This window comes from Mycolicibacterium sp. XJ2546, assembly GCF_053483195.1.
This window is the reverse complement of the sequence record NZ_JBEFRW010000015.1, coordinates 1-25606: the sequence shown is the minus strand read 5'-3', so window position 1 is coordinate 25606 and position 25606 is coordinate 1. Positions and strand designations below refer to the sequence as shown.

General features: G+C 62.2%; 23 protein-coding genes, 1 tRNA gene and 2 pseudogenes. 10 read left to right on the top strand and 16 right to left on the bottom strand.

Annotated features, from left to right (window positions below; genetic code table 11):
• Positions 1-9: 9 nt before the first annotated feature.
• The 3 genes from ABQE44_RS20600 to ABQE44_RS20590 are packed head-to-tail and all read right to left on the bottom strand — an operon-like array spanning position 10 to position 1896.
• Positions 10-714 carry a histidine phosphatase family protein gene (locus ABQE44_RS20600; protein ID WP_448394197.1) on the bottom strand — a complete coding sequence of 235 codons (705 nt, stop codon included), beginning with the start codon at positions 712-714 and terminating at the stop codon, positions 10-12.
• Entirely contained in the window at positions 711-1541 is an 831-nt protein-coding gene (locus ABQE44_RS20595; protein ID WP_448431747.1) for an undecaprenyl-diphosphate phosphatase, read from the bottom strand. The genes ABQE44_RS20600 and ABQE44_RS20595 overlap by 4 nt, the downstream gene beginning before the upstream one ends.
• Positions 1542-1584: 43 nt before the next feature.
• Positions 1585-1896, bottom strand: a complete 312-nt coding sequence (locus ABQE44_RS20590) for a hypothetical protein (protein ID WP_448394198.1) — start codon at positions 1894-1896, stop codon at positions 1585-1587.
• 154 nt (positions 1897-2050) lie between these two features.
• On the opposite strand from ABQE44_RS20590, the gene ABQE44_RS20585 reads away from it, so the two are divergent.
• The 3 genes from ABQE44_RS20585 to ABQE44_RS20575 are packed head-to-tail and all read left to right on the top strand — an operon-like array spanning position 2051 to position 4402.
• A complete protein-coding gene (locus ABQE44_RS20585) occupies positions 2051-3052 on the top strand; it encodes a YncE family protein (protein WP_448431681.1) in 1002 nt (333 codons plus the stop codon).
• 5 nt (positions 3053-3057) lie between these two features.
• On the top strand, positions 3058-3306 hold the full coding sequence (locus ABQE44_RS20580) for a DUF5703 family protein (protein ID WP_448431745.1): 249 nt from the start codon (positions 3058-3060) through the stop codon (positions 3304-3306).
• A 7-nt stretch (positions 3307-3313) separates the two neighbouring features.
• Positions 3314-4402: a quinone-dependent dihydroorotate dehydrogenase gene (locus ABQE44_RS20575; protein ID WP_448431679.1), complete on the top strand. Its 1089-nt coding sequence runs from the start codon at positions 3314-3316 to the stop codon at positions 4400-4402.
• Between the two features lie 61 nt (positions 4403-4463).
• On the opposite strand, the gene ABQE44_RS20570 is transcribed toward ABQE44_RS20575, so the two are convergent.
• Both ABQE44_RS20570 and ABQE44_RS20565 read right to left on the bottom strand, forming a co-directional pair.
• Positions 4464-5000, bottom strand: coding sequence for a YbhB/YbcL family Raf kinase inhibitor-like protein (locus tag ABQE44_RS20570; RefSeq protein WP_448394202.1), 537 nt, complete (start codon positions 4998-5000; stop codon positions 4464-4466).
• A 25-nt stretch (positions 5001-5025) separates the two neighbouring features.
• Positions 5026-6408, bottom strand: a complete 1383-nt coding sequence (locus ABQE44_RS20565; protein ID WP_448431677.1) for a M20/M25/M40 family metallo-hydrolase — start codon at positions 6406-6408, stop codon at positions 5026-5028.
• Between the two features lie 33 nt (positions 6409-6441).
• Here ABQE44_RS20565 and ABQE44_RS20560 point away from each other — a divergent pair.
• The 3 genes and pseudogenes from ABQE44_RS20560 to ABQE44_RS20550 all read left to right on the top strand — a co-directional run bounded on the left by ABQE44_RS20560 (position 6442) and on the right by ABQE44_RS20550 (position 7301).
• Positions 6442-6527: transfer RNA gene (locus tag ABQE44_RS20560), tRNA-Leu, on the top strand.
• A 37-nt stretch (positions 6528-6564) separates the two neighbouring features.
• Positions 6565-6863, top strand: a pseudogene (locus ABQE44_RS20555) (type II toxin-antitoxin system Phd/YefM family antitoxin); the annotation flags it as partial.
• Between the two features lie 3 nt (positions 6864-6866).
• Positions 6867-7301: pseudogene (locus ABQE44_RS20550) on the top strand (type II toxin-antitoxin system VapC family toxin).
• Positions 7302-7753: 452 nt separating this feature from the next.
• On the opposite strand, the gene ABQE44_RS20545 reads toward ABQE44_RS20550, so the two are convergent.
• The 11 genes from ABQE44_RS20545 to ABQE44_RS20495 all read right to left on the bottom strand — a co-directional run bounded on the left by ABQE44_RS20545 (position 7754) and on the right by ABQE44_RS20495 (position 18854).
• Complete coding sequence (locus ABQE44_RS20545; protein WP_448431675.1) at positions 7754-8479, bottom strand: fumarylacetoacetate hydrolase family protein; 726 nt, start codon at positions 8477-8479, stop codon at positions 7754-7756.
• A 164-nt stretch (positions 8480-8643) separates the two neighbouring features.
• Complete coding sequence (locus tag ABQE44_RS20540; RefSeq protein ID WP_448431673.1) at positions 8644-9054, bottom strand: RidA family protein; 411 nt, start codon at positions 9052-9054, stop codon at positions 8644-8646.
• A gap of 33 nt (positions 9055-9087) precedes the next feature.
• On the bottom strand, positions 9088-9639 hold the full coding sequence (locus ABQE44_RS20535) for a cupin domain-containing protein (protein WP_448431671.1): 552 nt from the start codon (positions 9637-9639) through the stop codon (positions 9088-9090).
• The gene (locus tag ABQE44_RS20530; protein WP_448431670.1) at positions 9636-10328 is read right to left on the bottom strand and encodes a cupredoxin domain-containing protein; all 693 of its coding nucleotides are present in this window, start codon (positions 10326-10328) and stop codon (positions 9636-9638) included. The genes ABQE44_RS20535 and ABQE44_RS20530 overlap by 4 nt, the downstream gene beginning before the upstream one ends.
• Positions 10325-11947 carry an FAD-dependent monooxygenase gene (locus ABQE44_RS20525; RefSeq protein ID WP_448431668.1) on the bottom strand — a complete coding sequence of 541 codons (1623 nt, stop codon included), beginning with the start codon at positions 11945-11947 and terminating at the stop codon, positions 10325-10327. Before ABQE44_RS20525 ends, ABQE44_RS20530 begins: the two co-directional genes overlap by 4 nt.
• On the bottom strand, positions 11947-12672 hold the full coding sequence (locus ABQE44_RS20520; RefSeq protein WP_448431666.1) for an SDR family NAD(P)-dependent oxidoreductase: 726 nt from the start codon (positions 12670-12672) through the stop codon (positions 11947-11949). Before ABQE44_RS20520 ends, ABQE44_RS20525 begins: the two co-directional genes overlap by 1 nt.
• A 78-nt stretch (positions 12673-12750) precedes the next feature.
• Positions 12751-13800 carry an Ldh family oxidoreductase gene (locus ABQE44_RS20515; protein ID WP_448431664.1) on the bottom strand — a complete coding sequence of 350 codons (1050 nt, stop codon included), beginning with the start codon at positions 13798-13800 and terminating at the stop codon, positions 12751-12753.
• Positions 13797-14753, bottom strand: a complete 957-nt coding sequence (locus ABQE44_RS20510) for an amidohydrolase family protein (RefSeq protein ID WP_448431743.1) — start codon at positions 14751-14753, stop codon at positions 13797-13799. The genes ABQE44_RS20515 and ABQE44_RS20510 overlap by 4 nt, the downstream gene beginning before the upstream one ends.
• A 321-nt stretch (positions 14754-15074) precedes the next feature.
• Positions 15075-16793: a flavin reductase gene (locus ABQE44_RS20505; RefSeq protein WP_448431662.1), complete on the bottom strand. Its 1719-nt coding sequence runs from the start codon at positions 16791-16793 to the stop codon at positions 15075-15077.
• A gap of 24 nt (positions 16794-16817) precedes the next feature.
• Positions 16818-18047, bottom strand: coding sequence for a styrene monooxygenase/indole monooxygenase family protein (locus ABQE44_RS20500; protein ID WP_448431660.1), 1230 nt, complete (start codon positions 18045-18047; stop codon positions 16818-16820).
• Positions 18048-18062: 15 nt separating this feature from the next.
• The gene (locus tag ABQE44_RS20495; RefSeq protein ID WP_448431658.1) at positions 18063-18854 is read right to left on the bottom strand and encodes an SDR family oxidoreductase; all 792 of its coding nucleotides are present in this window, start codon (positions 18852-18854) and stop codon (positions 18063-18065) included.
• A gap of 689 nt (positions 18855-19543) precedes the next feature.
• On the opposite strand from ABQE44_RS20495, the gene ABQE44_RS20490 reads away from it, so the two are divergent.
• The 4 genes from ABQE44_RS20490 to ABQE44_RS20475 all read left to right on the top strand — a co-directional run bounded on the left by ABQE44_RS20490 (position 19544) and on the right by ABQE44_RS20475 (position 24991).
• Positions 19544-21223, top strand: coding sequence for a phytoene desaturase family protein (locus tag ABQE44_RS20490; RefSeq protein ID WP_448431656.1), 1680 nt, complete (start codon positions 19544-19546; stop codon positions 21221-21223).
• A 173-nt stretch (positions 21224-21396) separates the two neighbouring features.
• Positions 21397-22377 (top strand): MBL fold metallo-hydrolase, encoded by a 981-nt coding sequence (locus ABQE44_RS20485; RefSeq protein ID WP_448431654.1) that lies wholly within the window; start codon positions 21397-21399, stop codon positions 22375-22377.
• Positions 22374-23360, top strand: coding sequence for an MBL fold metallo-hydrolase (locus ABQE44_RS20480; protein WP_448431652.1), 987 nt, complete (start codon positions 22374-22376; stop codon positions 23358-23360). Before ABQE44_RS20485 ends, ABQE44_RS20480 begins: the two co-directional genes overlap by 4 nt.
• A gap of 566 nt (positions 23361-23926) precedes the next feature.
• Positions 23927-24991, top strand: a complete 1065-nt coding sequence (locus ABQE44_RS20475) for a nitrilase-related carbon-nitrogen hydrolase (RefSeq protein ID WP_448431650.1) — start codon at positions 23927-23929, stop codon at positions 24989-24991.
• The last annotated feature ends 615 nt before the right edge of the window (positions 24992-25606 follow it).

The window sequence follows — 25606 nt, the reverse complement described above, 5'->3', positions numbered from 1 at the left end:
TAACCGCTACTAACCGGTGGATCCCCCGACGACGGCGTCGTCCGGCGGGACCTCGTGGTCGGATCCTTCGGCCTTCGGCGGTTTGGCCAACAGTGCGGAGGTCAACTGAGCGCCAGTGTGGTTGACGTGGATAACAAAGGGCCGCACCGGGGTGTAACGGATCACGCTCATCGATGCGGGGTCGGCGGTGATGCGCTGAAAACTGTCCAGATGGGTGCCGAGCGCATCGGCGACGACGGCCTTGATCACGTCGCCGTGCGTGCAGGCCACCCACAGCGCGTCGCCGTCGTGGGCTTCGGCCAGCCGGCGATCGTGCTCGCGCACCGCGGCCACCGCGCGCGCCTGCACCGCGGCCAGGCCTTCGCCGTCGGGAAACACCGCGGCGCTGGGCTGCTGCTGGACGACCGCCCACAGCGGCTCCTTGACCAGTTCGCCGATCTTGCGGCCGGTCCAGGCGCCGTAGTCGACCTCGCTGATCCGCTCGTCGACGATGACGTCGAGGCCGAGCGCGGCGGCCAGCGGTTCCACCGTGCGCTGGCAACGCAGCAGCGGTGAGCGCACGACCGCGCGGATCGGCAACTCGCCGATCCGGCTCACCAGCGCCTGCGCCTGTGCGCGGCCCCGGTCGTCGAGATCGACGCCGTCGGAGCGGCCGGCCAGGGTGTGGGCGGTGTTGGAGGTGGAGCGGCCGTGGCGCAGCAGGATCACCGTCATGTCGCCGACATCACCCCCGTACCCAACAGGATCAACACCAGCGTGCCCAGCGCGATCCGATACCCGACGAACCAGTACATGCTGTGGCGGACCAGGAACCGCAGGAACCACGCGACGGCTGCGAAGCCGACGACGAAGGCGATCAGCGTCGCGACCAACAGCTGGGGTCCGCTGGCGCTCATCCCCTTGCCGGCGGGTTCGAAGGCGTCCGGCAATGAGAAAAGTCCGGAGGCGAACACCGCCGGAATCGCGAGCAGAAAGCCGAAGCGGGCCGCGACCTCACGGTTCAGCCCGAGGAACAGCCCGGCCGAAATGGTGGCGCCCGACCGCGATACGCCGGGCAGTAGCGCCAGGCACTGCGCCAGCCCGACGATGATGCCGTCCTTCCAGGTGAGCTGGTCGAGGCGGCGGGTCTGGCGGCCGAAGTACTCGGCGGCGGCGATCACGAACGAGAAGGCCACCAACGCGATCGCGATCGCCCACAAATTCCTTGCGCCCGTGCGAATTTCGTCTTTGAACATCAGGCCGATCACGCCAATCGGGATGGTGCCGATGATGACGTACCAGCCCAGCCAGTAGTCGGCGCTGCGCTTCGCGCCTGCGAATAGCCCGGCGAACCATGCCTTGACGATGCGGGCGATGTCCCTGGCGAAGTAAAGGAGGACGGCGAACTCGGTGCCCAGCTGGCTGACCGCGGTGAAGGATGCGCCCGCGTCGTCGTCGAAGAACAACCGGGAGGCGATCGCCAGGTGACCTGACGACGAGACCGGCAGAAATTCGGTGAGGCCCTGCAATATCGCGAGGACGACGACCTGCAGCCACGACATCGCCGCCACGTCAGTCACGACGACGACCGTACCGTGGGCCCGGTCAGCGCCCGTTCCGCGCCACCGGCTGCGCGGCGGCCACCGCGTCACGCACGGCCGCCGACAGGCTGCGCTTGTCAGTGAGGTCGATGTCGGTGAGCTTGTGGCTGCCCAGGGCGACGACGTCTTCTTCCTGAGGTACCAGGGCGGTCAGCCGGGGGCGATACACCTCCACGACGAGCAGCTGCCGTTCGATCCGGAAGGAAAAACTTCGTCCGTCACCGACTTGGCCAAACCCGCTGGCGTGTACACCAGTCGAGATGTCCTCTATAGCAAACTCTTGGTGGCCCAGGTCCCGTTCCGCCGCGAGGGTCATGATCGCACCATACCGCTGTTGAATCCAAAGTTTGCGCACCCCCGCCGAGCGGGCGGGGCGCTGCCAGGAGCAGTCTGCATAGACTGACCTTTCGATCGGGATCAACGTCGCACGAACCGAGAGCTACCCCTTGCCGTCTTCTGTAAACGCGCGAATGCAGGTCTTTCGCGTATGCGTTTCCCTGCTGGCTATTTTTTCGTTTTCGGGATGCTCGTCGAACCCGGTCGACGCACCGCCCGCGACGATTCCCCCGGCGCAGGCCGCGGACTCCCCGCCGGTCACCGCCGAGCCCGCCGGTGTGGTGTATCCGCTGCGCGGCGATGCGTATGCCGCAAATTTCGACCCGGTGACGGAGTCGTTGGTGGTGCTGAGCTCGGGAACGTCGGTGCTGACGGTGATGGCGTCGACGGGCGCCACCCGCGAGTTGGCGCTACCCGGTGCGGCCACGGCCATGACCGGCGACGGCGACGGCCGGATATATCTCGCGACCAAAGGCGGCTACCTCGACGTCGACCTCGCCACGGGGGCGACCACGCCGGTCAGCGTGGCAGGTCAGCAGGACACCGACTTCACCGCCATCGCCCGGCGCAGCGACGGCAGGTTCGTGCTGGGCAGCGCTGACGGCGCGGTGTACACACTGGATGCCGATGCGGGTGTCGCCGCCGAACTCAAGGCCTTCGCCCGGGTGGATGCGCTTGTCACCCAAGGCAATACGGCCATCGTGCTGGACCGCGGACAGACGTCGGTGACCACCGTGTCCGACGACGGTACCCAGGCCGGGCAGGCCCTTCGGGCCGGCGAGGGCGCGACGTCGATCGTGGCCGACCCCGTCGGCCGTGTCCTGGTCACCGACACCCGCGGCAGCGAGTTGCTGGTGTTCGGCATCGACCCGCTGATCCTCCGCCAGCGCTATCCGGTGCACGACGCGCCCTACGGGCTGGCCGGCTCCTCGACGCTGGCGTGGGTGTCGCAGACCGCGAGCAACACCGTCGTTGGCTACGATCTGGCCACCGGCATCCCCGTCGAGAAGGTGCGATATCGAACCGTGCATCAACCGAACGCCCTGGCCTACGACGAACGGTCTGGCACGCTGTATGTGGTGTCGGGCTCGGGAGCAGGTGTGCAGGTGATCGCGAATGCGGCGGTGCCCGGGTGAGCGCCATGCACCGCGGTCGGATGCCACCTGGTTGGGACCAGGATCTGTCCGAGGATTACGAGTGGATTCCGCTTCGGCTGCCGCCGGACGTGACCCGGGTCAGCGCTTCGATCCGGCTGTCGATCGAGGCCGAATACCGCGGGTGGGAGCTGACCCGGGTCCGGCTCTACAACGACGGCTCGCGGCGGGTGCTGCTGCGCCGAAAAAAGACACCGGCGGACCGGTTCGGTATCGCGGAGCAGCCCGCGCTGTGAGTCGCTGATGTACCGCGCGCTGCGGCGAGCGCTGTTTCTGGTCGCGCCCGAACGCATCCACACCTGGGTGTTCGCGCTGCTGCGTGGGATCACCCATCTGCGCCCGACGCGGCGGGTGCTGACGGCGTGGCTGGCGCCCCGCGATCCGGTGCTGGCCAGCAAGGTGTTCGGGGTGCGTTTCGCCGGGCCGCTCGGCCTCGCCGCGGGGTTCGACAAGAACGGAAGCGGGCTACGCACCTGGGGTGCGTTGGGGTTCGGCTACGCCGAGGTCGGCACAGTGACCGCGCAGGCCCAGCCCGGTAACCCGGCGCCGCGGATGTTCCGGCTGCCCGAGGACCGCGCACTGCTCAACCGGATGGGGTTCAACAATTACGGCGCCGGTGAGCTGGCGATGAAACTGGCCCGCGACGTTCCCGACGTACCGATCGGGGTGAACATCGGCAAGACCAAGGCAACTCCGGCCGAGGACGCGGTCGACGACTATGCCGAAAGCGCGCGGTTGCTCGGGCCGTTGGCGTCGTTCCTGGTGGTCAATGTCAGCTCACCGAACACGCCGGGGCTGCGGGACCTGCAGGCGGTGGCCTCGCTGCGGCCCATCCTGGCGGCGGTGCAGGCGCAGACGTCGACGCCGGTGCTGGTGAAGATCGCACCGGACCTGTCCGATTCGGATGTCGACGAAATCGCCGATCTGGCAGTCGAATTGGGGTTGGCCGGCATCGTCGCCACCAATACCACGGTGTCGCGCGAGGGGCTGCGCAGCCCCGGCGTCGACGAGCTGGGGCCCGGCGGCATCTCGGGACCACCGGTGGCGGCGCGATCGCTTTATATCCTGCGCAGGCTCTATCGGCGGGTGGGTGACCGGTTGGTGCTGATCAGCGTCGGCGGCATCGAGACCGCCGACGACGCGTGGGAGCGCATCACCTCCGGCGCCTCGCTGCTGCAGGGCTACACCGGGTTCGTGTACGGCGGCGGCATGTGGGCCAAGCACATCCACGACGGCATCGCCGCGCGCCTGCACGACGGCGGCTTCGCGTCGCTGTCCGACGCCGTCGGCTCGGCCGTGCGGCGCGAGCCTTTTGGCCGCGAGCAGACGTGAAATCCCCCTTTTTGGCAGTGTTTTAGGGGTTTTAGCGTCTGCTCGCGGCAGCGGGGCCGGGCTATTTCTGTTCGTAGGTGCCGTGGATGACGGCGCGCGCGATCGCGTTCGAGAACAGGTTGAAGCCCAGGTACGCCGGGGTGGCGTCGCCGTCGAGCTCGAGCTTTTCCACCTTGACCGCGTGCACGGCGATGAAGTAGCGGTGCACACCGTGTCCGGGCGGCGGGGCCGCGCCGAGGTAGCGCTTCAGGCCGGCGTCGTTGGCCAGGGTCAGCGCATCACCGGGGAATCCGCTGCTGCTGCCGTCGCCGACGCCGGCGGGCAGGTCGGTGACGGTGGCAGGCAGGTTGGCCACCGCCCAGTGCCAGAAACCCGAGGCCGTGGGCGCGTCGGGGTCATAGACGGTGACGGCGAAGCTGCGCGTCTCCTCGGGGAATCCTGACCAGCTCAGCTGCGGTGAGACGTCGGAGCCGCCGGCGCCCATGATTCCGCTGACCTGATCGTTGGCTAGCGGCTGGCCGTCGGTGACTGACTCGGAGGTCAGCGTGAACGACGGCAGCTTGGGCAGGAAGTCGTAGGGGTTGTAGTCAAACGCCACGGGAAAGCCCTTTCTTTGGTTGGAATCAGCAGTTCAGCAGGAAGTGTTCGAGTACGCGGGTACCGAACTTCAACGCGTCGACGGGTACCCGTTCGTCGACGCCGTGGAACAACGATGCGAAATCCAGATCCGGCGGCAGCTTCAGCGGCGAGAACCCGAAACATCGAATTCCCAGCCGCGCGAAGTGTTTTGCGTCGGTGCCGCCCGAAAGCATGTAGGGCACGGTGCGAGCTTCGGGGTCGGCGGACAGCACCGCGGCGTTCATGGCGTCGAGGAGGGCGCCGTCGAAGGTGGTCTCATACGACGGCAGGTCGGTGATCCACTCCCGGGTGACGTCGGGGCCGATGAGCTCGTCGACCTCGCGTTCGAAGGCGGCCTGCCGACCGGGGAGCACCCGGCAGTCCACCACCGCCTCGGCCGAGCCGGGGATGACGTTGGCCTTGTAGCCGGCGTTGAGCATGGTGGGGTTGGCCGTGTCGCGCAGCGTCGCGCCGACGATCTTGGCGATCGGGCCGAGCTTGGCGATTGCCCCCTCGATGTCGGGTGAGTTGGTGTCGAAGGTGTAGCCGGTTTCCTCGGCGACGGCCGTCAGGAACTGCTCGACGGAGTCGGTCAGCACAATCGGGAACTGGTGGCGGCCCAGTTTGGCGACCGCCTCGGCGACGGCGGTGACGGCGTTGTCGTCGTTGATCATCGAGCCGTGGCCCGCGCGGCCGCGTCCGGTCAGCCGCATCCACATCATCGCCTTCTCGGCCGTCTCGATCAGGTACAGCCTGCGCTCACCGCCGTCGCGGCGCGGGATCGTCAGCGAGAAGCCGCCGACCTCGCCGATGGCCTCGGTCACGCCTTCGAAGAGGTCGGGCCGGTGCTCGACCAGCCACTTGCAGCCGTAGTCGCCGCCGGCCTCCTCGTCGGAGACGAACGCGAAGACGATGTCGCGCGGGGGCACGATGCCCGAACGTTTGAAGTGGCGGGCGACGGCGATCATCATCCCGCACATGTCCTTCATGTCGACGGCGCCGCGGCCCCACACGTAGCCGTTCTCAACCGCGCCGGAGAACGGGTGCACGCTCCAGTCGGCCGGTTCGGCGGGCACGACGTCGAGGTGGCCATGCAGCATCAGGGCCCCGCGCTGACGGTCGGCGCCCTCGAGCCGGGCGAACAGGTTGCCCCGGCCCGGCGCTCCTGCCTCGATGTATTCGGTCTGGTAGCCGACTTCCTGCAGCTGCTCAGCCACCCAGTGGGCGCACTCGGCCTCGCCCTTGGTGGTTTCCGGCTCACCCGTGTTGGAGGTGTCGAACCGGATTAGGGTGCTGACGATGTCAACTATTTCGGCTTCGGCTTGCGACGGCGCGGACACGTCACCATTCGTACCATTGAGGGGATGGGTTGGGTTTGGGTCCGGCATCGGTGATCCGATAGCCTTAGCTGCCCAGAACTGGTCCGAGTGGCGGAATGGCAGACGCGCTAGCTTGAGGTGCTAGTGCCCTATTAACGGGCGTGGGGGTTCAAGTCCCCCCTCGGACACAATTCCTTGGCTACTCGTTTCCGCCCTCAATAGCGAATGTACAGATCATGGTTCCGTGAGCGTACAGACCACGGTGTGGAGGTATCCGTGACTGAGTTGCGCGCGCACCTCAGCGATTGGCTCGATCGAGCTCGGGTTGGTGGTGAGGTCATCATCACCGACCGCGGGATTCCGGTCGCGCGACTCGCTGCGCTGGACGGCGCAGGCACCTTGGAGCGTCTCACGGCTGAAGGCGCGATTGGCAAGGCCACCGCGCAGCGGCCCGTCGCTGCGGGTCGGTCCGGCCCCGGCCGCAGCAGCCGGTGTCTGACCGGGTCAGCGGCCAGCGGCGCTGACCGGTGCCGATCGTCTACTTCGACGCCAGCGCCTTCGTCAAACTTCTCATCACCGAGACAGGGAGCTCGCTGGCGTCCGCGCTCTGGGACGGTTGCGACGCCGCATTGTCCAGCCGCCTGGCCTACCCCGAAGTCCGCTCCGCACTCGCTGCAGCAGCCCGCAATCACGACCTAACCGAGTCCGAGCTTGCCGACGCCGAACGTGACTGGGAGGACTTCTGGGCCGCCGCCCGCCCAGTCGAACTCACCCCGGCGGTCGAACAGCACGCCGGGCCACCTTGCCCGAGCCCACGCCTTACGCGGAGCCGACGCTGTCCATCTGGCCAATGCGTTGGCGCTCGGAGACGCCGGCCTGATCGTCGCCGTCTGGGACCGACGCCTGCACACCGGAGCCCAAGCCGCCGGTGTCGAGTCGCGCCCGCCCAACTCGACCCCTAGCCCGACGGCTCGACATCGGGTAAGTCAACCCCAGCGCGGACGACGATCAGGTACCGATTCGCCAGGTCTCAACCCGTGTAGCAGGTGGACGAGTCCCCCTCGGACACCACAACTCTCGACGCATCGGCGCAGCTCGATGCCGGCTTTCGTGAACTTGCCACGAGGCGCGCAGGCTCCTTGAACACGCTTTGGACATAATCCGCGATCTACGCGGCCAGGCCCTCAGCTCCCGGAACAGAGACCACGACCCGTAAAGGAGTGGGGACTTTCTCATGACCACGGACACCACGCCGCGTGGTCGATTATGTTTGGGTTCGCTCTATGCCCGGCTGAACCGTCAAAGCTCAGACGCTTAGAAAGCCGCTACTGCGCGTAGGAATCTAGATAGCCAGCTGAGTGGCCCTAACAGCGGCATGGCACGAACGTCAGGTCAGCTGGTCCGTAATCTTCGGCTAATGATGGAGATGCAACGGGGTTGGGGTGACGACGTTCCGTAACGCTCCGAGTGGTCCGCCCCGGGTGACCAGGATGTCGCCCGCGCCGAGAAAGAGAGCTGGTTCTCGCGCATTACCGACGCCGCTGGGTGTACCGGTCAGAATCAGATCGCCTGCATTTAACGTCATCCCCCAGCTGAGTTCGGCGATGATGCGCCCAATGGAAAACGCCATTTGACCCGCGGTGGCTTGCTGCACGACGACACCGTTGAGTTCGCACTCGATTGGCAAATCGGCTATCGCCGGCAACTCGTCAGCGGTGGTAATCCATGGCCCGATTGGCATGGTGCGGTCGATGCTTTTCCCTTTAAGCCATTGGCCGCCATGCGCTCGCTGGAGGTCCCGTTGTGACACGTCATTCGCCAATAGAAGGCCGAATACGTGATCCCATGCGTCTTCTTCTCGGATCGAGCGTCCGGCGCGGCCGATGAGGATGGCGAATTCAGCCTCGTAATCCCATTTTTCAGAGATTCGGTCGTCGTAGGCGATCGGATCGAAGGGGCCGATTACGGTCTGCGGACCCTTGCTGAAGAACGTTGGCCGATCTGGCATTCTGGCCGGATCTTGGCCCTCGCGTTTACCGCTGGATTCATAGAAGTGGTCGACATAGTTCCAGCCGGTGCAGAGGATGTCGCGGTTGAATTGACTCAGCGGCGCCGCAAGCGCGACCGATGTCAGCGGCACGGGTTCGAGCTTACTGGCCAGGTCAGCTACGGTAGCGAGCGTGAGGTGACCACGGACGACGTCATCGACGGAGCCAGCTGAGCTTTTGAGAACCCGGATGCTGCTGTGGTCGGCGGATACCACGCCGACGCCGAGTCCGCTACCGGTTCGTACCGATGCCAGTCTCACGAAGCACCGCCGATCGCAGCGATGGCGTTGATCTCAATGAGGTAGTCCTTTTTCACGAATTTTGAGACCTCGACCATCGTGGACGCAGGCGCGTGTTCGGTGAAGTACTGTTGCCGTACCCCGTGAATGGCTGCGAAATCCTCCATGTTGCGCACGTAAACATCGACGCGTGCAATGTCAGCGAGCGTCCCACCCGCAGCTTCGACAGCTGCCTTCAGGTTCTGGCAAACCTGGTGGGTCTGCGCCGTGATATCCCCTACACCGGTGACGCCGCCCTCCGCATTGCGCGCGGTCATGCCTGAGATGAACACCAGTCGGGCCGTTGCGGGAACGGAAGCGACCGACGCGTGGACGAAATGCCCGTTCGGTTCTGCGAGTCCTGGTGCCACTATGGTTTCGATCGTCATGTATTTCCTTATCTAGCAGTTGGTTTGGATTGCCTATCGAGCGTCATCGGCCGACGAGTACCAGTCAGGTTGGGTGGGATAGTGTGGCCCGTCATAGATTTCGAGGAGGACGGACTCCTCCTCTGCAAGCGTCGGCCCATGCATGCTCCCTTTCGGGTTCCAGTAGAAGGCTCCCCGAGTGAGGGTGATGCCAGTCGACACGTAGGTGTACCGGCCTGCGAGGCAGTACATGAACTGATTGGAGGCGTGCGAGTGACGCGATGGGATCCCGGCACCCTTGGCGAATTTCACCAGTGAGATCGATGCGCCGGTGTCCTCGTTGCGCCATAGCGCCTTGTGGGCCAGTCCGGCAAGTGTCTTTTCCACCCAGCTCAAATCACTCGTATGCACGAGGATCTCGCGAAATCTGTGCGCTGCGTCACCGTGCGGATCGACGACAGCTTGTTCACGCGAGGATTCGGCCGCCACGCCGCCGTAGCGAGCAGCGTCAGAGAGGTTTTCTACCCACTCGTGCTGTTGTATGCCGTGCGGACGCGGTGGCGGGGAAACGAGCGGTGCGTTGGCGTCGTAGGCGGCACTGTTCATAAAGAGTGTCCATTCGTGAGGTGGGCCAGGTTGTCGAGGTAGGTGAGTTCGACGACGAACCAAGTTTGCGGATCGATAGAGGAATTGGTCAGAGCGACCTCACCCCCAGCGTGATAGCTGGTGCCGCCCGACGGGTCGAGAACAAGGTCGGGGGCCTCGATCATCGCGAGGACGTGCGGCAACCCGGATAGGTGGAGTGCCACCTCCTGTCCGGCGGCGAGGTCTACGGTCCACACCTTCACGTGCGGATGAATGATGACCGGCTTACGTCTGTCCGATAACTCAGGGCCGATGGTCTCGCCCTCGACGCTGCGCGCGCCCGGACCAATGTCGAGGGGGACAGTGAGTCGTTCACCGAGATCCTTGAACTCGATCAACCGGTTCCGGTAACGCTGGTCTTTGAGATTGGTCAGGCGGTGAACTGGCGAAGTCGGTCGGTAGACGGCTCCGCCCCGGTATTCGGAGATGAAGCGCGGTGGGCTGCCGTCAAGCCAGTCCATACGTCCATCCGATCCCTCTACACTAAGCACTAGGTAGGGGTTGTGGTGCAGGTGCCAGGGGTGTTGGCCATGGCCATCGAGGGTAACGTCCCAAACTCTGACCACGCGATTATCGAGCAGTTTGGTGACACCTACGTCGACGAGGATAATCTGTTGCCCCGCAGGGGAGTACACGATGTCGCCTTTCATGGGTTCGCCCCTTTTGCGCGTGGGTTGAGGTCAACGAGATCGAGATAGTGCGCTTCGATCACTGCGGCCGAATCGGTCGTCCAGGGCTCGATCAGGGCTATATGGCCGTCCGGCCGCAGCAACACCACGGCATCGTTGGCGAGCCCGAATCGAGCACGCACAGTGTCGCCTGGGTCGAAGTAGGCGCGGTTGCGCAGCCCAGAATCGTGTGGGGCGTCCCACCGGCTGACCACCACCTGTCGCAATCCAGCCGGTCCCCTGCTTGGAATCGAAGGCCGGCGACGGACATCGGTGAGATGCAAGGCCAAGAAGGTGTCGCGGCAGAGGCGGTGCAGCCATTCAGGACCGTTCGGGCCGAAGACTTGCAAATCGGGAACTCGCTCGCCGGTGCAGATTGGAGTGGGTTCGGCAGTCTTGCGTACCATCGACCAGTCGCCGTCTCCGGTAACGTCCAGGCGAACGCCGAGTAGGGTGCGCGTCATCGCGTCTCCCCAGCCGCCAGCCCCCATGGCTACGGCAAAATCGGAGCGCCGGTCCATCACTGCCCGTGCCGCCTCGGCCATTTCGCCGGATCCCTTGATTGCCACCGGGGACTGCTCGGTCTCGTACGCCTCCAGCAGAGATGGTGCCGCCCAGCCACGGTGCACCCATGCCATGCGCCACGGAAGGTTGGAAGCGTCCAACACGCCAGTATTGAGACCTAGCGCCCACATCGGGGTGATCAGATGCGCTGCGTCACCCATCAGGTACACGCGCCCGTCATGCCATCGCCCGGCGACTCTGTGATGAACGGTGTAGACATTGGTGCCAAGTACCGAGAGGTGATCGACCTCGCCGATGAAGCGGTGGACCTTATCGCGGAGCTGATCCGCGGTCGGCTCGGGCTGGTCCGGCCCCAACGGGAAGAGGAAGCGCCAGCAATGCGGCTGCCGGACCAGAATCATCCATTCTGCGGCGTCGCCGAAATAGGCAAGATACGGGTAATCACGGGGGTTACTCACATCGAGGTCGCAGGTCAGATCGACCAGCATGTAGCGCTGCTCTAATGTGTGGCCGGCGACTTCGATACCGAGTTGTTCCCTCACCGTTGACCGACCGCCGTCACAGGCCAGCAGCCAACTCGCCTCATGCAGCTCGGGCCCAGCGGGAGTACTCAGGTGCAGTGTCACGCGGTCGGCATGCTGTTCGAACTTCTCGAGGCGATGCGCCATCCGCAGCGTGCCCGGCGCGCACTCGTCTAGTTGCGCAGCCAAAATCGGCTCAAGTTCGTGTTGAGGAATGTTGATGACGAATGGGAATCGGGTTTCGCCGCGTAGCGCTGTGGTCAGCACGCTTCCGGTGGATTGACCGGTGGCACGGTCTAGTTCACCGATTTCGTCGATGCGCAGACTAGCGTTGAGAACTGCTTCCAGGGCATCGTATCGGTCGAGGACTTCCAGGGTGCGGGTCAGGACGGTGCCGGCCTTCGTATCCGTCGATAATGTGTCGTCCAGTTCGAAAACCATCACTGGCACCCCGTAATGCACCAACCCCAAAGCGGTGATCAAACCGATGGGCCCCCCGCCGACGATGGCGACAGGCAGCTTCTCACTGCTCGATACCGATAATCGGTCGACCATCAGGCGTGCTCCTTGGAAAAGACGCAGTCCCGGGTGAGTACCGACCCGGTCATCGTGGCCGCGTCGGAGAGCAGAAAAAGCAGCGGGCCAACGACGTCTTCAGGCTCACCGATGCCAGTGGTCCGCTTCCAGTGATCATGTTCAGGACCAACGGGATTGGCGGCCCGAAACTGGGCGGTGTCGATGACGCCTGGGAATACGACGTTCACGCGGACGCGTCGCTCGACAACTTCGGCTGCCAACGACTTGGCATACGGGACCAAGGCGCCTTTGGTTGCCGCGTAGGCGGAAGCCTGCGCGTGGCCGAACTTGGCGAAGCCGCTGGAGAACATCACGATGGATCCACGGCCAGCGGCCAGCATGGTTGGCAACACAGCCTGACAGCTCCAGACGACCCCGTCGAGGTTGACCGCAACGGTTTGACGCCAAACGTCTTCAGGGGTGTCCACAACCGGCATGCGGGGCTGAACAGCCGCGCCGGCGATTAGTCCGTCGATGCGACCATGCTGAGCAAGGACCTCTTTGGTGGCGCTGCGCACGGCTGCACGATCAGCGACATCGACGTAGTGGTAGTCCACACCCGCAACGTCTTCGGGTTCTTGGAGATCGAATACGACAGCCTTGCCCCCTGCCCGGGCGAAGGCGAGAGCGGCGGCGGCTCCTATGCCGCTTGCGCCACCTGTGACGATCAACGTCTCACCGGTGGCATCGAACGAGGTCTTCACTCTTGTCTTCCTTTCGCTGAAACGTGGCCCGCGACACGATGTGGTCGACGGTCGTGATGGTGATGCGCGTAGCGTGGTTCATCGTCGAAGCTCTTCCGGTAGCGTGACGCCGAGCTGCTCGGCAGCTTGGCGGAGTCCGGTCAAGACGCTCTGTGCGACCGATATGCCGTGTATCCGCGCCCGTGACGCGTTTTCGCTCTCACGCTGCCCGGGCAGCATCACCGCATCAATGCCGGGTCTGGGCGTTGATGCCCGGATGTGTTGCGTCAGTGCGAGGGTTCGTTGTCGGAAGGAGTCGAGATCGCCGAAGACCGCGGGATCGATTGCCATGAAAAAATGCGCGCAGTCATTGGGAATCTCCGTGTTGGCGTAAAGCCCTTTGACTGCTGGCCCGAACGCACCGCCGGACAACACTCCGCACAACACGTCGACGATGAGTGCCAAGCCATAACCTTTTGGGCCGCCGATCGGCAGCAGCAACCCGGTAAGCGCCGCTGTCGGGCTCGTGGTAGGTGAGCCGTCTTTATCAGTGGCCCAAGTCAGGGGAATATCGCGGCCTTCGGATGCGGCGAGTCTAATTTTGCCAAGTGCGGCCTCCGACAGGGCCATGTCGACCATCAGTGGATCATCGCCGGGCACTCCGACGGCAATAGGGTTGTTACCCACCACGGCAGTGGCTCCGCCGGGTGCAGGCATCAGAGCACGGGTATTGGCTGATGCTATTCCAATGCAATTCGCATCGACGGCCTGCTGGGCATAGCGGAAGCCGCCGCCGAAGTGAAACGCGTGGCGCGTAGTCACTGCGCCGATGCCAAATACTTTCGCCTTCTTAATCGCGAGGGACATACTTTGGTCGGCAGTGCATACTCCTACCGCATGCCGTGCGTCGAGGACAGCGATTGCGCCGCGATCGACGACGATCTCGGCCTCGGTGTTGGTCGTGACCGAGCCGGCACACAGCCGGTTCACATACATGGGCACGAGCATCAAGCCATGCGAGCAAATCCCTCGCGCATCGGCCTCGACAAGCGCTTCCGCTACTTGCCGCGCAGCATCGTTCGTCATTCCCGCTGCAGCGAAAATTACTGAGGCGGCCTCGATCAGAACACAGGCAGAATAGTTGCTCACGAATCTGTCCTTTCGAGTAGAAGCACAGCGGCATTACCAGCGACCTGTTCACGCAATGAAGCGTCGAGATGAGCGATTGACTCGAACGGGTTCTCGAACCCCATGGGGAACGGATAGTCGCTTCCCAACAACAACCGATCGATTCCGAACACGCTGACTGCAAGGTCGACAGCGGCTGGACTGTGGGCCAGCGTGTCAGCCCACAACAGCCGCACCGTTTCTCGCGGATCTGCCACGTACGGCGCAAGACCAGGCCGCCCGGTGGCAACACCGCGAGCCCAGCGGCCGACCACAGCAGGCACAATCCCGCCACAGTGGACCAGCACAAGCTTGAGCCCTGGGTGGCGCACCAGGACCCCTCCCAGAACCAATTGGGCTGCGGCTACTCCGGTTTCCACTGGATTGCCAAGGAGATTCGCGAGGTAGTGGGCGCGCAACCGACCGTCGGGTGACTCACCCGGGTGCAGGAGAACGGGCTTGCCGATCGCGGCGAGCTGTGCCCACAGCGGGGACAGCGCATCGTCATCAAGCGGCAACGAAGCACCGCCGGCGCTGGCTGTCCAGCCGACATTGCCAGTTCGGAAGGCAAGATCGTCGATGAGTTCCGACGCGACGGCTGGCTGGTCTAACGGCAGATATGACAAGAGCCCCAAGGTCGGATAGTCACCGATTCGCGCCCGCATACCTGCATCGAGAGCGCGGACCCATGACTTTGTTGCGGACGCATCCATACCCTGCCGGTAGGTCGCTGGCGGGGCCGAAACCCATGCCCGGTCGATGTCATGAGTTCCAAGGGTGCGTACGAGCCGAGGAGCGTCGTACAGCCCAGGGTGAGCGAGCACATGATGGTCGATGACGAGCTGCCCGTCGGCGTCATGATGCACGCCGTTCGAGCAGCTGAGCATAGACGGGCACAACTGCGGCGCCAAGTGGGTGTGAACGTCTATGACCACGGACTTCAAGTCACCTCCTCATCCATTGCGCGGACCGCGTCGGCGGAATGGGGGTGGCAAGCAGCGCCGAGGCTGCGCTTGACGTATTGTCCTACAGCGGATTTCACGAGATAACCGCAGCACGTGTGCCGAGCCACGCCGGTGCGGGTGGCGCCTGGCAAGTGCAGGGCGCGCCGGAAGTCGGGATGGTTGGCACTGCCAGCGCCAGCGAGGTTTGGGTTCATGGGTATCGGTTTCAGCTGAGAAGTGACCTGCGAAAGCATGGATAACGGTGCGTCATCAACAGAGCGACTGTGCGGGTGTGTAATGACAGCGGTGCGGCTAGGCATCATCTGGATGGCGGGTAGGTACGTGAAACGAGCCCGAATGAAACACGAGGGGTTCCCCGCCGTTGGCGTCGTAACGTTCCACCTCACCCATGAAAATGGCGTGGTCGCCGGCGTCGATGTTTCGCACTGTTCGGCATTGGAAGCGTGCCACCGCGTCGGCGATGAGCGGTACCCCGCCCAATCCTTCAGTGAGCGTTACATCGGCGAACTTGTCGGGTGCTGGAGTGGAGAACTGTCGAGACAGATGCAGTTGACCAGCTCCGAGCACGTTGACGGCAAAATGCGACGCCTCTGCAAAGCCCGCGAAACTCGGCGCGCTCTTCGCCACACACCACGAGACAAGGGGTGGATCCATCGACACCGAGGTGAAGGAGTTTGCGGTTATCCCGACCTTTGCACCATCGGCGCCACGCGTGGTGATCACTGCGACGCCGGTGGCGTACTGTCCGAGGGCCTGTCGATATTGCCGGGGGCTGAAGCGATTCAACTCTGCTTGTCGCATCTCGTCGATGAACCGCTCGGCATCGACCGGGTCGAACCACCAGTTATGCACGGTGCGTGGATCATCGAAAGCGTTGACGATCGCCCGAGCGAGTTCTGGTGCTGTCTGGGCTGCGGAGAGTAGGCCGAGATGATGTGGTTGCCGAGGACGCAGCATCGCGTTGGTCCAGGACACCGACCACTGTCCCCACCCCCGCCAGAAGCTCAGGAAGGTGCTCTCCATCCAGGCGCGGTCGAACGGATCGTCACCGTGACGCATGATGCTGTCGAGATAGACCCGTGCAGCGTGGGCGGCATTGTTCGATCCCTGCGCACTCACTGGGTCGTTGAGCAATACAGCGTCACCGATTCCTAGGACGGGGGTGCCCGAATCCAGTGTCGCCACCGGATGACGCACGGTTGGTGTCAACCTGGTGCGTAGCACGCCGCCGTCATCGACCAACTCTGCCCCATCGAAGCGGGCACGTTCAGCAGGAAAGAGTTGCTCTACGAGTTCGAGCGAATGTCTCAGATGCTCCTTCGGTGAGGTGATCTGGTCCCAGCAATCCATTGGGCCGCCGGGGATGCCTTCAAACACCATGATCTCGCACGGGCCGGACATGGTTAGTGCGGGAACCACGATTAGTTCGCCGACACCACGATATGAGCTGAAGCTCATTACGCGCTTTTCCTGAGTTGCTTTGGGCCCACGAACGTAGGTCAGCGCCAGGGCACGCTGTGGCCGATCAAATGAGGACTTGGTGGCGTCTCGAGAGAAGAGGCGGCCCAGATTCCCCTTGCCCGTCGCAACGATAACCAGGTCGTGGTCTCGGGCGAGGTCCTCTGTGAATCTAGTGTCTGCGTGCCGGATGATCAGCTCACCACTCGTCTTTTGGAAATGTTCGAGCCATTCCGCGCATTTGAGCCGCTGATCAACCGAATGAGCTGGTGCGTTGAGAGGTGCGGTGAAGCTGGCGTTGTGGTCCGAATCGGTGAAACGGGCGGCAACTTCGTTGATCGCGGGACTCAGCTCGTCCCAGAAATTGAGGCCGAGTTTTCGCTCATTCTGAACGGCGCTGTCGAATACGCACTGACTGGAAAGGACGTTCCCGCGCAGGATTTCCTCACTGGAGCGTTCACTGACAATGGTGACGTTGTGCCCAGCCTCGAGTAGGCCCACTGCTAGCTGCAGCCCCGCTTCGCCAGCGCCTACGACTGCGAAATTTCGCATAGTACAAGCTCCTTCGCGCGAGACCTAGGGAGTCGACGCCTCGTCCACGAACGCGTTGGCTACGTCGGGGTCCATAAACCACAGGTAGAAGTCGCGTAGGTCGTCAAGGCCGTTGCAGAAGCGGTATGGGATACGTCGGTCGTCGTGGCCCGCAGCGAGTACCCGCAATACGTGCTCGCGGGGAGGTGCAAGCAGGAGGTTTGTGAACCCGGTGGCGTAACGCGCGTAGTTCCAGTATCGCTCGAAGGTGTCAATCATGAACTGGGTGTCGAAGCTAGCCTCGCCATGATCAAGGATTGCATTCAAGTAAGTTGTCGCACAACGACTAGCGTTGCTCGAGCCTTGTCCGGTGAGTGGATCATTGAGCACGACGACATCGGCCATCCCGAGAACGTGTGCGCCGGAGGGCAGCGTAGCGACGGGCTTGCGGACAGTCGGTGGAAACCGGCCTGCAAGAATTCCGTTGTCATCGGTGAGTTCCACATCTGTACAGCGTTCGGCCTCCCATGGGACGTGGGTCTTGACTACCTGGAGGGTGCGTTCTAGGTGCATCTGCGGCGAGGTGATGTCCGACCAACAGTCCATCGGGCCGCGCGGAATGCCTTCCATCACAATGATGTCGCAGGGGCCGGTGGTGGTCAGAGCTGGAAAGGTGAAGTATTCACCCGCCCCGGGGATTATGTGATACTCCACAGCCGAGAATCCATCACGCGGCGCCATCCCAGTGACGTAAGTTAGCGCCAGCGCTCGCTGCGGCGTGTCGTAAGTCGATCGCGTTGTGTCACGAGGGAAGAGCTTGGCCACCTCTCCCTTACCGGCGGCGACAATCACCAGGTCGGCCTGCTTCGTATACACCTCGAGTTCTTTAGTGCCAGCTTCTTCGTATACGAGCTTTCCGCCTCGACTTTCGAAGATCGACATCCACGCCGGTATCTTGACGCGCTGGTCGACCGATTGGCCGGGGAGGTCGAGACGCGAACTCCACGAGACCGCCCTGCCTTCACCTGGCTCCCCGGCCACGTTCATGCTTATGCCATCGATCGCCGGACACTCTTCGTCCCATAGGTTCAGGCCCAAACGTCGCTCGCGGGCAAGCGCGGTGCCCAACATGCACTGGCTAGACAAGACTCTGCCCGACGCAATGTCCGACGGAGCACGGTTACTAACGATGGTCACGTCGTAGCCGTTGTCGACTAGACCGATTCCCAGCTGCAAACCCGACTGGCCGGCCCCGACGATCGTAATTTTTCGCATCAACAAATTCCTTGTCTATTCGGTGAGTTTCGGGATCGATGGAACTGCTTGCTCCGGGCCCATGGCGCTGTAGCCACCGTCAACTGCCCAGTCGGCGCCGGTAACGAAGGACGCAGCGGAAGAGCAGAGGAACACGACGACCTCGCCCACCTCGGCCGCGTCTCCGACACGCCCGAGAAGGTGAAACGGCGCAGCCACTCGATCGGTCTTAGCTCGATCGTTGGCGGTGGCGTCGACCATTGCTTTGGACCAGATCCATCCAGGGCTGATCGAATTGACCCTGATGTTGTCAGAGGCGAGGTCCATCGCCATGCTCCTGGTGAGCTGCACGATCGCGGCCTTGCTGACCGGGTAAAGCCACCGGCCGGTCTGCGCCACCCGCGCTGAAATGGACCCGAAGTTCACAATCGATCCGCCGCCTCGTGAGACGAGGTGCGGATGTGCAGCTTGGACTACACGCACCGCCGACACGACGTTGACATCAAGCGTGCCAAGCCATTGCGTCCTACTGGAACCGAATCCGGCGTCGTCGTATGAACAGGCCAAATTTACAACGATATCGAGCCCGCCGAAAGCGTTCACCGCTGCAGCCACTGCGCTGTCCAGCTCGACATCGTTGGTGATGTCGGCTGTTTCGAACCGCACACGTGCGCCTAGATCCGCAGCGATCTGGCCTCCACCAGCTTCATCGATGTCGAGGACTGTTACGGCAGCTCCGTGGTCGTGCAGTGCGCGAACCACGCCTTGCCCAAGCAGGGTGGCCCCGCCAGTTACGAGTGCAGCCTTAGCTGCGAGTCGGTCACTCATCGTGTCCCTCGGTCGGCCAATCTTCCTCTCATCGTGTTCCGGTCCCCTTGCCAAGCGCTCGACAGGCTCGCAGGACCATCCGATGTCGTGCCGCGCCACTGATTTGCCCAACCCTTAGGTATAGGTTGCACCGGAATGTACGGTTCCATCATTCGGTTCGGTTTCTCCTTTTAGCCTCAAGGCGGCATCACATAGATAGGTGCACGCCTATTTGGTCGCATAGCAACTAGCCCGGGGTGCCGCACCGTCACTTCTGGCGGAAGCTGCGGTGAGCAATCCAGCGACTTTCATGCAGCCTGTCGGGGGTAGATCCGGACTGTCGAGCGACTTTAAGGGTTTTCAACTCACCCAGCTATCCTGCCGGCGCGCCACCTGTGCAGATCGCGTCAGATCGGAATAACCTCGCCGATTGAGATGGGATCGACAGTCCGCTGGACGCTTCGAATGTGGCTGCGGCCGACCGATACCGCCTGTATCGCAGACCATCTCCCGATCCATCGTGGCACACATCGCCGGCGGGTACCGGGGTCCTACTGAATTGTCAGATGCGCGATCCGCACAAGTAGAGCGTCGTCGGCATAGCCGGTCATTAGAGGTCTTCATATGGTTTGGCCCAATTCGAGGGCTCATTGCTTAAACCGTGGCTCCATGTCACACCAGCCCTCTGGCTCGCGGGCGAGGAGTTCCAGATGGTCGACAACACTGCTGAGCGGTCAATGAAGACCGCAGCGTCGACTCGTCGGAGAGTTCCGTTCGTGCCGCGCCGAGCTCGTACGCCGAAGAAGATCGTCATCATCGGTAGCGGCATCAACGGATTGGTGGCCGCCGCTGAACTAGCAGACCATGGGTGCGAGGTAGTTCTGCTGGAACGCGCCGAACGTATCGGTGGATTCATTGCGGCGCAGGAGCGAACGCTCCCCGGGTTTATTCACGACGTCTACTCTTCTTGGCATACATTGTTCGTATGTAGCCCGGCGTACGGTGTCCTAGCCGAGAAACTACGTGCCTGTGGTCTCGAGTATGTCAACGCCCAATCTGCAGTCACGGCGAGTGTTGCCGACATTAGGGGTCAGCGACAGACCGCCGTGGCGTACAGGGATCCCTTTGAGACGGCTGCGCGCCTAGACAGCGAACGTGACCGCTGCGCCTATCTCGAAATGCTGGACGAGTTCGGCCGGCGCTCCAGCGTAACTGTCGACGCCATGGGAAGGGAGCTTCGATCAGGCCGCACACTAGCCGCATTGGGGTGGAAGGCATTTCAGGCGCTAGGCATCCGCGGTGCCGAGGGACTAGCTCGTGATGCGCTCTCGAGCGGCCGCGGCTTCCTACGGCGTAATTTCGATGGTTGGGAAATTGACGCAATGTGGTCGCCTTGGTTGTTGCACGCTGGGCTTGGTCCGGATCATGCTACCGGTGGATTGATGATTCCGATGCTCGCCGCGACGTTGCACCAGTTCGGCGTGCCGACAGTCCTCGGCGGAGCAGGACGATTCATCGAAGCCTTCGAGAGTTTGTTTGACGATTATGGGGTCGACTTCCGCACGGGCACCCAGGCAGAGCGAATTCTTTTGAGGGGTAACCGCGTTCGAGGTGTAGCCACATCCTCAGGGCCAGTCGCCGCCGATGCGGTGCTAGCAAGCGTGGGCCCGCAGGCCCTGTACGGAACGCTCCTTGATGGGGTTCCAAAACTCGATGCTCATCGTAAAGCTGCCCAGCGATATCGACCCGGCAGAGGGGCAGCACAAGTCCATTTAGCTCTAGAGCACCCCGTGCCGTGGGAGGATTCCGAACTTCGCCAGGTCCCACTTATCCACCTCAGCGATGGTTCAAACAGCACGGCAATCGCCGTAGCGCAGGCTGAGGCAGGCTTGCTGCCTGCCAGACCGACAGTAGTCGTCGGCCAACAAAGCCAGCTCGATCCCAGCCGTGCCCCCGAGGGCAGAGCCACGTTGTGGGTGCAGCTTCAGGAAGTGCCCTACGCGCCGACGGGTGACAGCGCGGAGGTCATCGCCGTTGACGGCGGCTGGATCAATCCCGCGCTCCGCGATTCGTATCTCGACCGGGTGCTGGATCAAATCGAGCAGTTTGCACCAGGTTTCCACAGCAGCGTTCTCGCCTCGGACTTCATCGCACCTACCGATCTCGTGTCCGCTAATCCTTGTGCGCTCAATGGAGATCCGTATGCCGGCAGCGGTGAATTGGACCAGAACATGCTGTGGCGCCCCTTCCCTGCCGGTGCCAACCACCGGACGCCTATTGGCGGACTGTGGCACATCGGCGCCTCGACACACCCCGGGCCCGGTCTTGGGGGCGGCTCAGGACATCTGGCCGCACAGCAGGTTCTCCGTCGTCTGGCCGCATCACAATGATGCAACTCCCTACTTCTGCTTCTGCCACGGCTGTTGTTGAATCAACTGCTCGAATCTGGAAGTTCCAGACCATGGCAGGCAACCTCCGGTGCGCGCCATCGAACGGCGATCGATGCTCTGCGCCATCACCGAGCCTGTCCGCTTACCAACATTGAAAGTCAGGAGGAGACAGCATGTCTGAACCAATCGAGTCCGAATCTTCCAAACGTGACGGCTCTTGCCATCGAGGGATTCTCAATATTGGTGGAGACTTCGCTGGGTATGAGTACGAACCTGCCATGACCACCGATCCAGTTGGCGGACAACTGTGGACGATTACCGATGGTATATACCGCACCATCGCCATAGAGGGAGACCAAGGGCTTATCGCTTTCGATACCTTCTGGTCACCTGGGTCGGCGCGCCAGTACCGCAGAGCGTTGGAACGCCACTTTCCGCGCAAGCGTGTCCATACCATCATCTACACCCACGATCACATCGACCACACCGGGTTCGGCGCCGATTTTGCACCTGAAGCCGATCAGATCCTCGCCCATGAACTGACCGCCGCAGTCGTCGAGGCACGCGGGTCTGATGGACAACTCCTACCAACCCAGGTCTGGAGCGGGGAAAGAAAGCTGATGGATATCGACGGTGCAATATTTGAGCTCATTTATCCCGGACCCACGCACGGGACAGGTAATACCGCTGCGTACTTTCCCGAACAAAAGTTCCTCTACATGGCTGACACTGTGATCCCCGGCGCTACGTACACGGTTGTCCCCGACTGGGCATGGACGAATTGGATTCCTAACACTCGACGACTCCTGGGTCTCGACTGGGACCGCTACGCACCCGGTCACTTTTGGCAACTCTCACGACGCGAATTTGAGGCCGACTTCGAACTTTGGGATGCTACTGCCGGTTGCGCACTCGAAGCATTGCAAGCGGGCGTTGATGTCGACGACTTCGCCGAAGTGAGAAAGTTCACCTACGAAAAGCTTGACGCGCCTTTCGGATACCGGGTGTTTCGTTTCGATGAATTTATGGCGGTCAATGTTTTACGTCACATGATCCACTACAAAACAGGAAGTTGGGGATTGTCAGATTACGAACCTTACTCAACCGAACCATTCCGGACGACCCCTTCAAACAAATTAGGTTCGCTGGCATGAGCACAATCGATACACGAAAGCTCGTCACCGAACCCGACTTCCCGGTTCACAGCGCCAGCATCGAACAGCTCACCCACCGGGTGTGGACTGTCGCAGTGGACAGCTATCGAACCCTCGTGGTTGAAGGAAGATCCGGCCTAGTCGCCGTCAACTCATTCGGCACACCTTCGCAGACGGATAAGTACCGGGAACTTATCAATGAGGTTTTCGGCGGCAAACCCATTACGTCAGTGATCGGGTCAATTGACCACCTCGATCACACCGGTCGAATCGGTCCATTTGCCCAGGGGGCAGAAATCATTGGGCACGAACTTGCACAATCGCTGATTTATGGCCGTGGCGCACCCCAACAGCGTCTGGCCGATACCGTGGTAACAGGTGACGTCACAGAGTTGGAACGCGAGGGTATTCAGTTCCTGCTCCGTTATCCGGCTCCAACGGTCGGAACAGGCAACCTCGCAGTCGATATCCCAGGCGAAGGTGTCGTCTTCATGGTAGGCCTCCAATCGGACGCTCGCTACGGAATCTTTCCCGACTTTCACTTCGGCCATTTCACCACAGCAACACGGGCGATCCTCGATCTGAACCGACCACACTTCATACCCGGCCGAAGTCGCCTGATGGACCACGGTAGCGCTTCAACAGCCTTGGCCTATGTGATCGACTTCGAGCGGGCATGTCAGCGAATCCTTGCAGGGGGCAAGATCGCCCACTGGCTGCTTGATCCGGTTGCTGATGCGCTGTACGAAGCTCTCGCACCCCGATGGTCCCACCTTGACGGTTTCGATCGTCTCACGCTCGGCATCGGGGGACTGCGCTGCGTTTGTCACTACCTCATGGGCGGCTGGGCGATCGACGACACACCTGAACCGCACCGCCTGTACGACCATCCCACAGTCCGCGCCTTCCGCGAGCACCGCGCGAAGGTGCCGCCCGAACGAAACGGATCGCCGAATCACCTCAGCGGCAGCTCAGACGGATGAGTGGAAGTTGGCTCCCCGCTGATTGAGATCGGGCTCTTCTTTGTGTTAGTGCGGGACTAAGCTCAGATCCGCTTTCAAGTCGGCCTTGGTCGGCGCGAAAGATCGACTCTTTGTCGGCAACGCGCTCGCCGGAGGCAACGAACCCGGTCGATGGGCCCGTTCTAAAGGCTTCACGCAGGCCGCGGGTTCCGCTGCTGAGGTCCCGAAACAATGTGCTACGCACAGTCTTAGCTGATCGCATCCGTCCGGCGGTCCTGATGACGCGTCTGCAAGGCATGACAAACGCGCAAGGCCGGCAGACCGCCAGCACGCAACGGCCCGCATCACCTCAGCAGATCGATGCACCTCAGCTCTATAGGGCAGTCCGCGCAATCACGAAATGGCTCACTTCTCCTTTTCGGCGCAGGACGCATAGCAGCTGCGCAAATCGGCTAGTCTCGCCCTCGTTCCTGCCGGTAGCTTCCACCACGACGGGGACGTGGTACGCAAGTCCCCCGCCATTAATATCCGCACGCGTCGAGGTTCATCATCCCCTCGGCACGTTTTCCTCGACAGTAAGCGAGAAAATGAACAGCATCGAACCGTACATTGCAGTCGCACTGCAGCCAGCGTCGAACTTCGTACGCCATCGGGACGAGATCAAAGGGAACATCGAAAAGATTGGCGGCGTAATGGAGGCCGCGGTCTGGATAGCTGGCAGCCAGATGCCCGTACGGCTGGTGACCATTCCGGAGGGGACTCTTCAGGGTTTCACCGATGAGCTAATGGATATGCGTCCCTCCGATTACCATGACGATATCGCCATCGACGTTCCCGGACCCGAAAGCGACGCTCTCGGTGAATTGGCACGACGACACAACACATACATCGCGTTCCAGGCGAGAACCAGGGATCCGAACTTTCCGGGCCACTATTTCAATCGAGCCTTCATACTGGACCCAAGCGGCGAAATCGTCCTCACATACACGAAGTTGCAGGTGTACTACAAGGAACCCTCGACCACCCCCATCGACGTCTACGACAGGTGGCGTGAAATCTACGGGTGGACGATGGACTCACTATTTCCAGTGGCGGACACAGAAATTGGCCGTATCGGCGCTGTTGTCTGCTACGACGGGGCATTTCCGGAGGTGGCGCGTGGTCTCGCGCTGAACGGGGCGGAGATCATTTACCACTGCAGTTGGGGTGAGCCGTGGGTCAGCACCGGTCAATGGGAAGTCGTCAATCGCGCCCGAGCGTGCGATAATGGCTGCTACGTCGTTGCGCCCAATATTGGCGAGGTTCACGTCATGCCGGAGATGAACTATCCGGTCGCCTGCGGCGGGCAATCGATGATCGTCAATCCCGACGGAGTGGTTCTATCGCGCACATTCGCGTCGACCACCGCGTACATCTCAGCGCCGATCGACATCAATTCTTTACGCGCACAACGCGCACGGTCCTACACCTTCCCGACCTTGAAGGAATTGTCGTGCGAGCAGTACCAGGTGCTCTACCAGGAACCTATTCGACAGCGAAATTTCCATGCCGACAGCCCCAACAAGAATCACGAAGATCGGCGCATCGAACGAGATAGGGCGCACCAACGGTTGATCCAGCGCGGCGTCTGGCCTGCCCCGCCCACTGCATAGCCGAACACCCGCAAGTCGATACATGGGAAGGATGCCTCGCGCAGTAGGCACTTTGAGTAAGCCAACCGCGCAACCGTATCCCTCCCAGCGATGGCCAGATCCGACGCGTACTCCGACTCCTGTGAGTTGTGACCGCTAGACAAATGCAGGAATACACATCGGATTTCGGCGCCACCACTCTACGGATAAGAGTGTTTCGCGACTCTCCGCAGACCCGTCTGCCGGCCGTTAACCTACACTGAGCGTTCCGGTTTCGACACGCGACGCCTCCTTTGGTATACCTGAAAAGGAGGCTGAGTTAGCCGTAGACGCCGCTAACACTACAGACACTGTCAAAGACAATTGCGGTGCTGGACTGCGGTTGATTTTGGGGATGGCGTCAGTGAGCGCCGACCGATTGGCGCTTGTGGCGACGGACGAGCCTGGCTTGTAGGTCGTGTGTTTTCGAGCCAGAGCTGGCGGTAGCATCCAATGAGGAATTCCGGTGTCAGTTCGACGAATTGAAACAACGACTGACGCGTTCAGGGCGATCATGTAGGCATTCGGGGATCACGTCGACAGACGGAACCTGCACCGGTGCTGCGGAGCACGCACGTCAACTTTCGATGCTTTACC

Bases quoted from the DNA above. Each gene is read 5' to 3' on its own strand.
- ABQE44_RS20600 (WP_448394197.1), bottom strand. From the start codon at position 714: ATGACGGTGATCCTGCTGCGCCACGGCCGCTCCACCTCCAACACCGCC.
- ABQE44_RS20595 (WP_448431747.1), bottom strand. From the start codon at position 1,541: ATGTCGTGGCTGCAGGTCGTCGTCCTCGCGATATTGCAGGGCCTCACC.
- ABQE44_RS20590 (WP_448394198.1), bottom strand. From the start codon at position 1,896: ATGACCCTCGCGGCGGAACGGGACCTGGGCCACCAAGAGTTTGCTATA.
- ABQE44_RS20585 (WP_448431681.1), top strand. From the start codon at position 2,051: ATGCAGGTCTTTCGCGTATGCGTTTCCCTGCTGGCTATTTTTTCGTTT.
- ABQE44_RS20580 (WP_448431745.1), top strand. From the start codon at position 3,058: ATGCACCGCGGTCGGATGCCACCTGGTTGGGACCAGGATCTGTCCGAG.
- ABQE44_RS20575 (WP_448431679.1), top strand. From the start codon at position 3,314: ATGTACCGCGCGCTGCGGCGAGCGCTGTTTCTGGTCGCGCCCGAACGC.
- ABQE44_RS20565 (WP_448431677.1), bottom strand. From the start codon at position 6,408: ATGCCGGACCCAAACCCAACCCATCCCCTCAATGGTACGAATGGTGAC.
- ABQE44_RS20540 (WP_448431673.1), bottom strand. From the start codon at position 9,054: ATGACGATCGAAACCATAGTGGCACCAGGACTCGCAGAACCGAACGGG.
- ABQE44_RS20535 (WP_448431671.1), bottom strand. From the start codon at position 9,639: ATGAACAGTGCCGCCTACGACGCCAACGCACCGCTCGTTTCCCCGCCA.
- ABQE44_RS20530 (WP_448431670.1), bottom strand. From the start codon at position 10,328: ATGAAAGGCGACATCGTGTACTCCCCTGCGGGGCAACAGATTATCCTC.
- ABQE44_RS20525 (WP_448431668.1), bottom strand. From the start codon at position 11,947: ATGGTCGACCGATTATCGGTATCGAGCAGTGAGAAGCTGCCTGTCGCC.
- ABQE44_RS20505 (WP_448431662.1), bottom strand. From the start codon at position 16,793: ATGCGAAATTTCGCAGTCGTAGGCGCTGGCGAAGCGGGGCTGCAGCTA.
- ABQE44_RS20500 (WP_448431660.1), bottom strand. From the start codon at position 18,047: ATGCGAAAAATTACGATCGTCGGGGCCGGCCAGTCGGGTTTGCAGCTG.
- ABQE44_RS20495 (WP_448431658.1), bottom strand. From the start codon at position 18,854: ATGAGTGACCGACTCGCAGCTAAGGCTGCACTCGTAACTGGCGGGGCC.
- ABQE44_RS20490 (WP_448431656.1), top strand. From the start codon at position 19,544: ATGGTCGACAACACTGCTGAGCGGTCAATGAAGACCGCAGCGTCGACT.
- ABQE44_RS20485 (WP_448431654.1), top strand. From the start codon at position 21,397: ATGTCTGAACCAATCGAGTCCGAATCTTCCAAACGTGACGGCTCTTGC.
- ABQE44_RS20480 (WP_448431652.1), top strand. From the start codon at position 22,374: ATGAGCACAATCGATACACGAAAGCTCGTCACCGAACCCGACTTCCCG.
- ABQE44_RS20475 (WP_448431650.1), top strand. From the start codon at position 23,927: ATGAACAGCATCGAACCGTACATTGCAGTCGCACTGCAGCCAGCGTCG.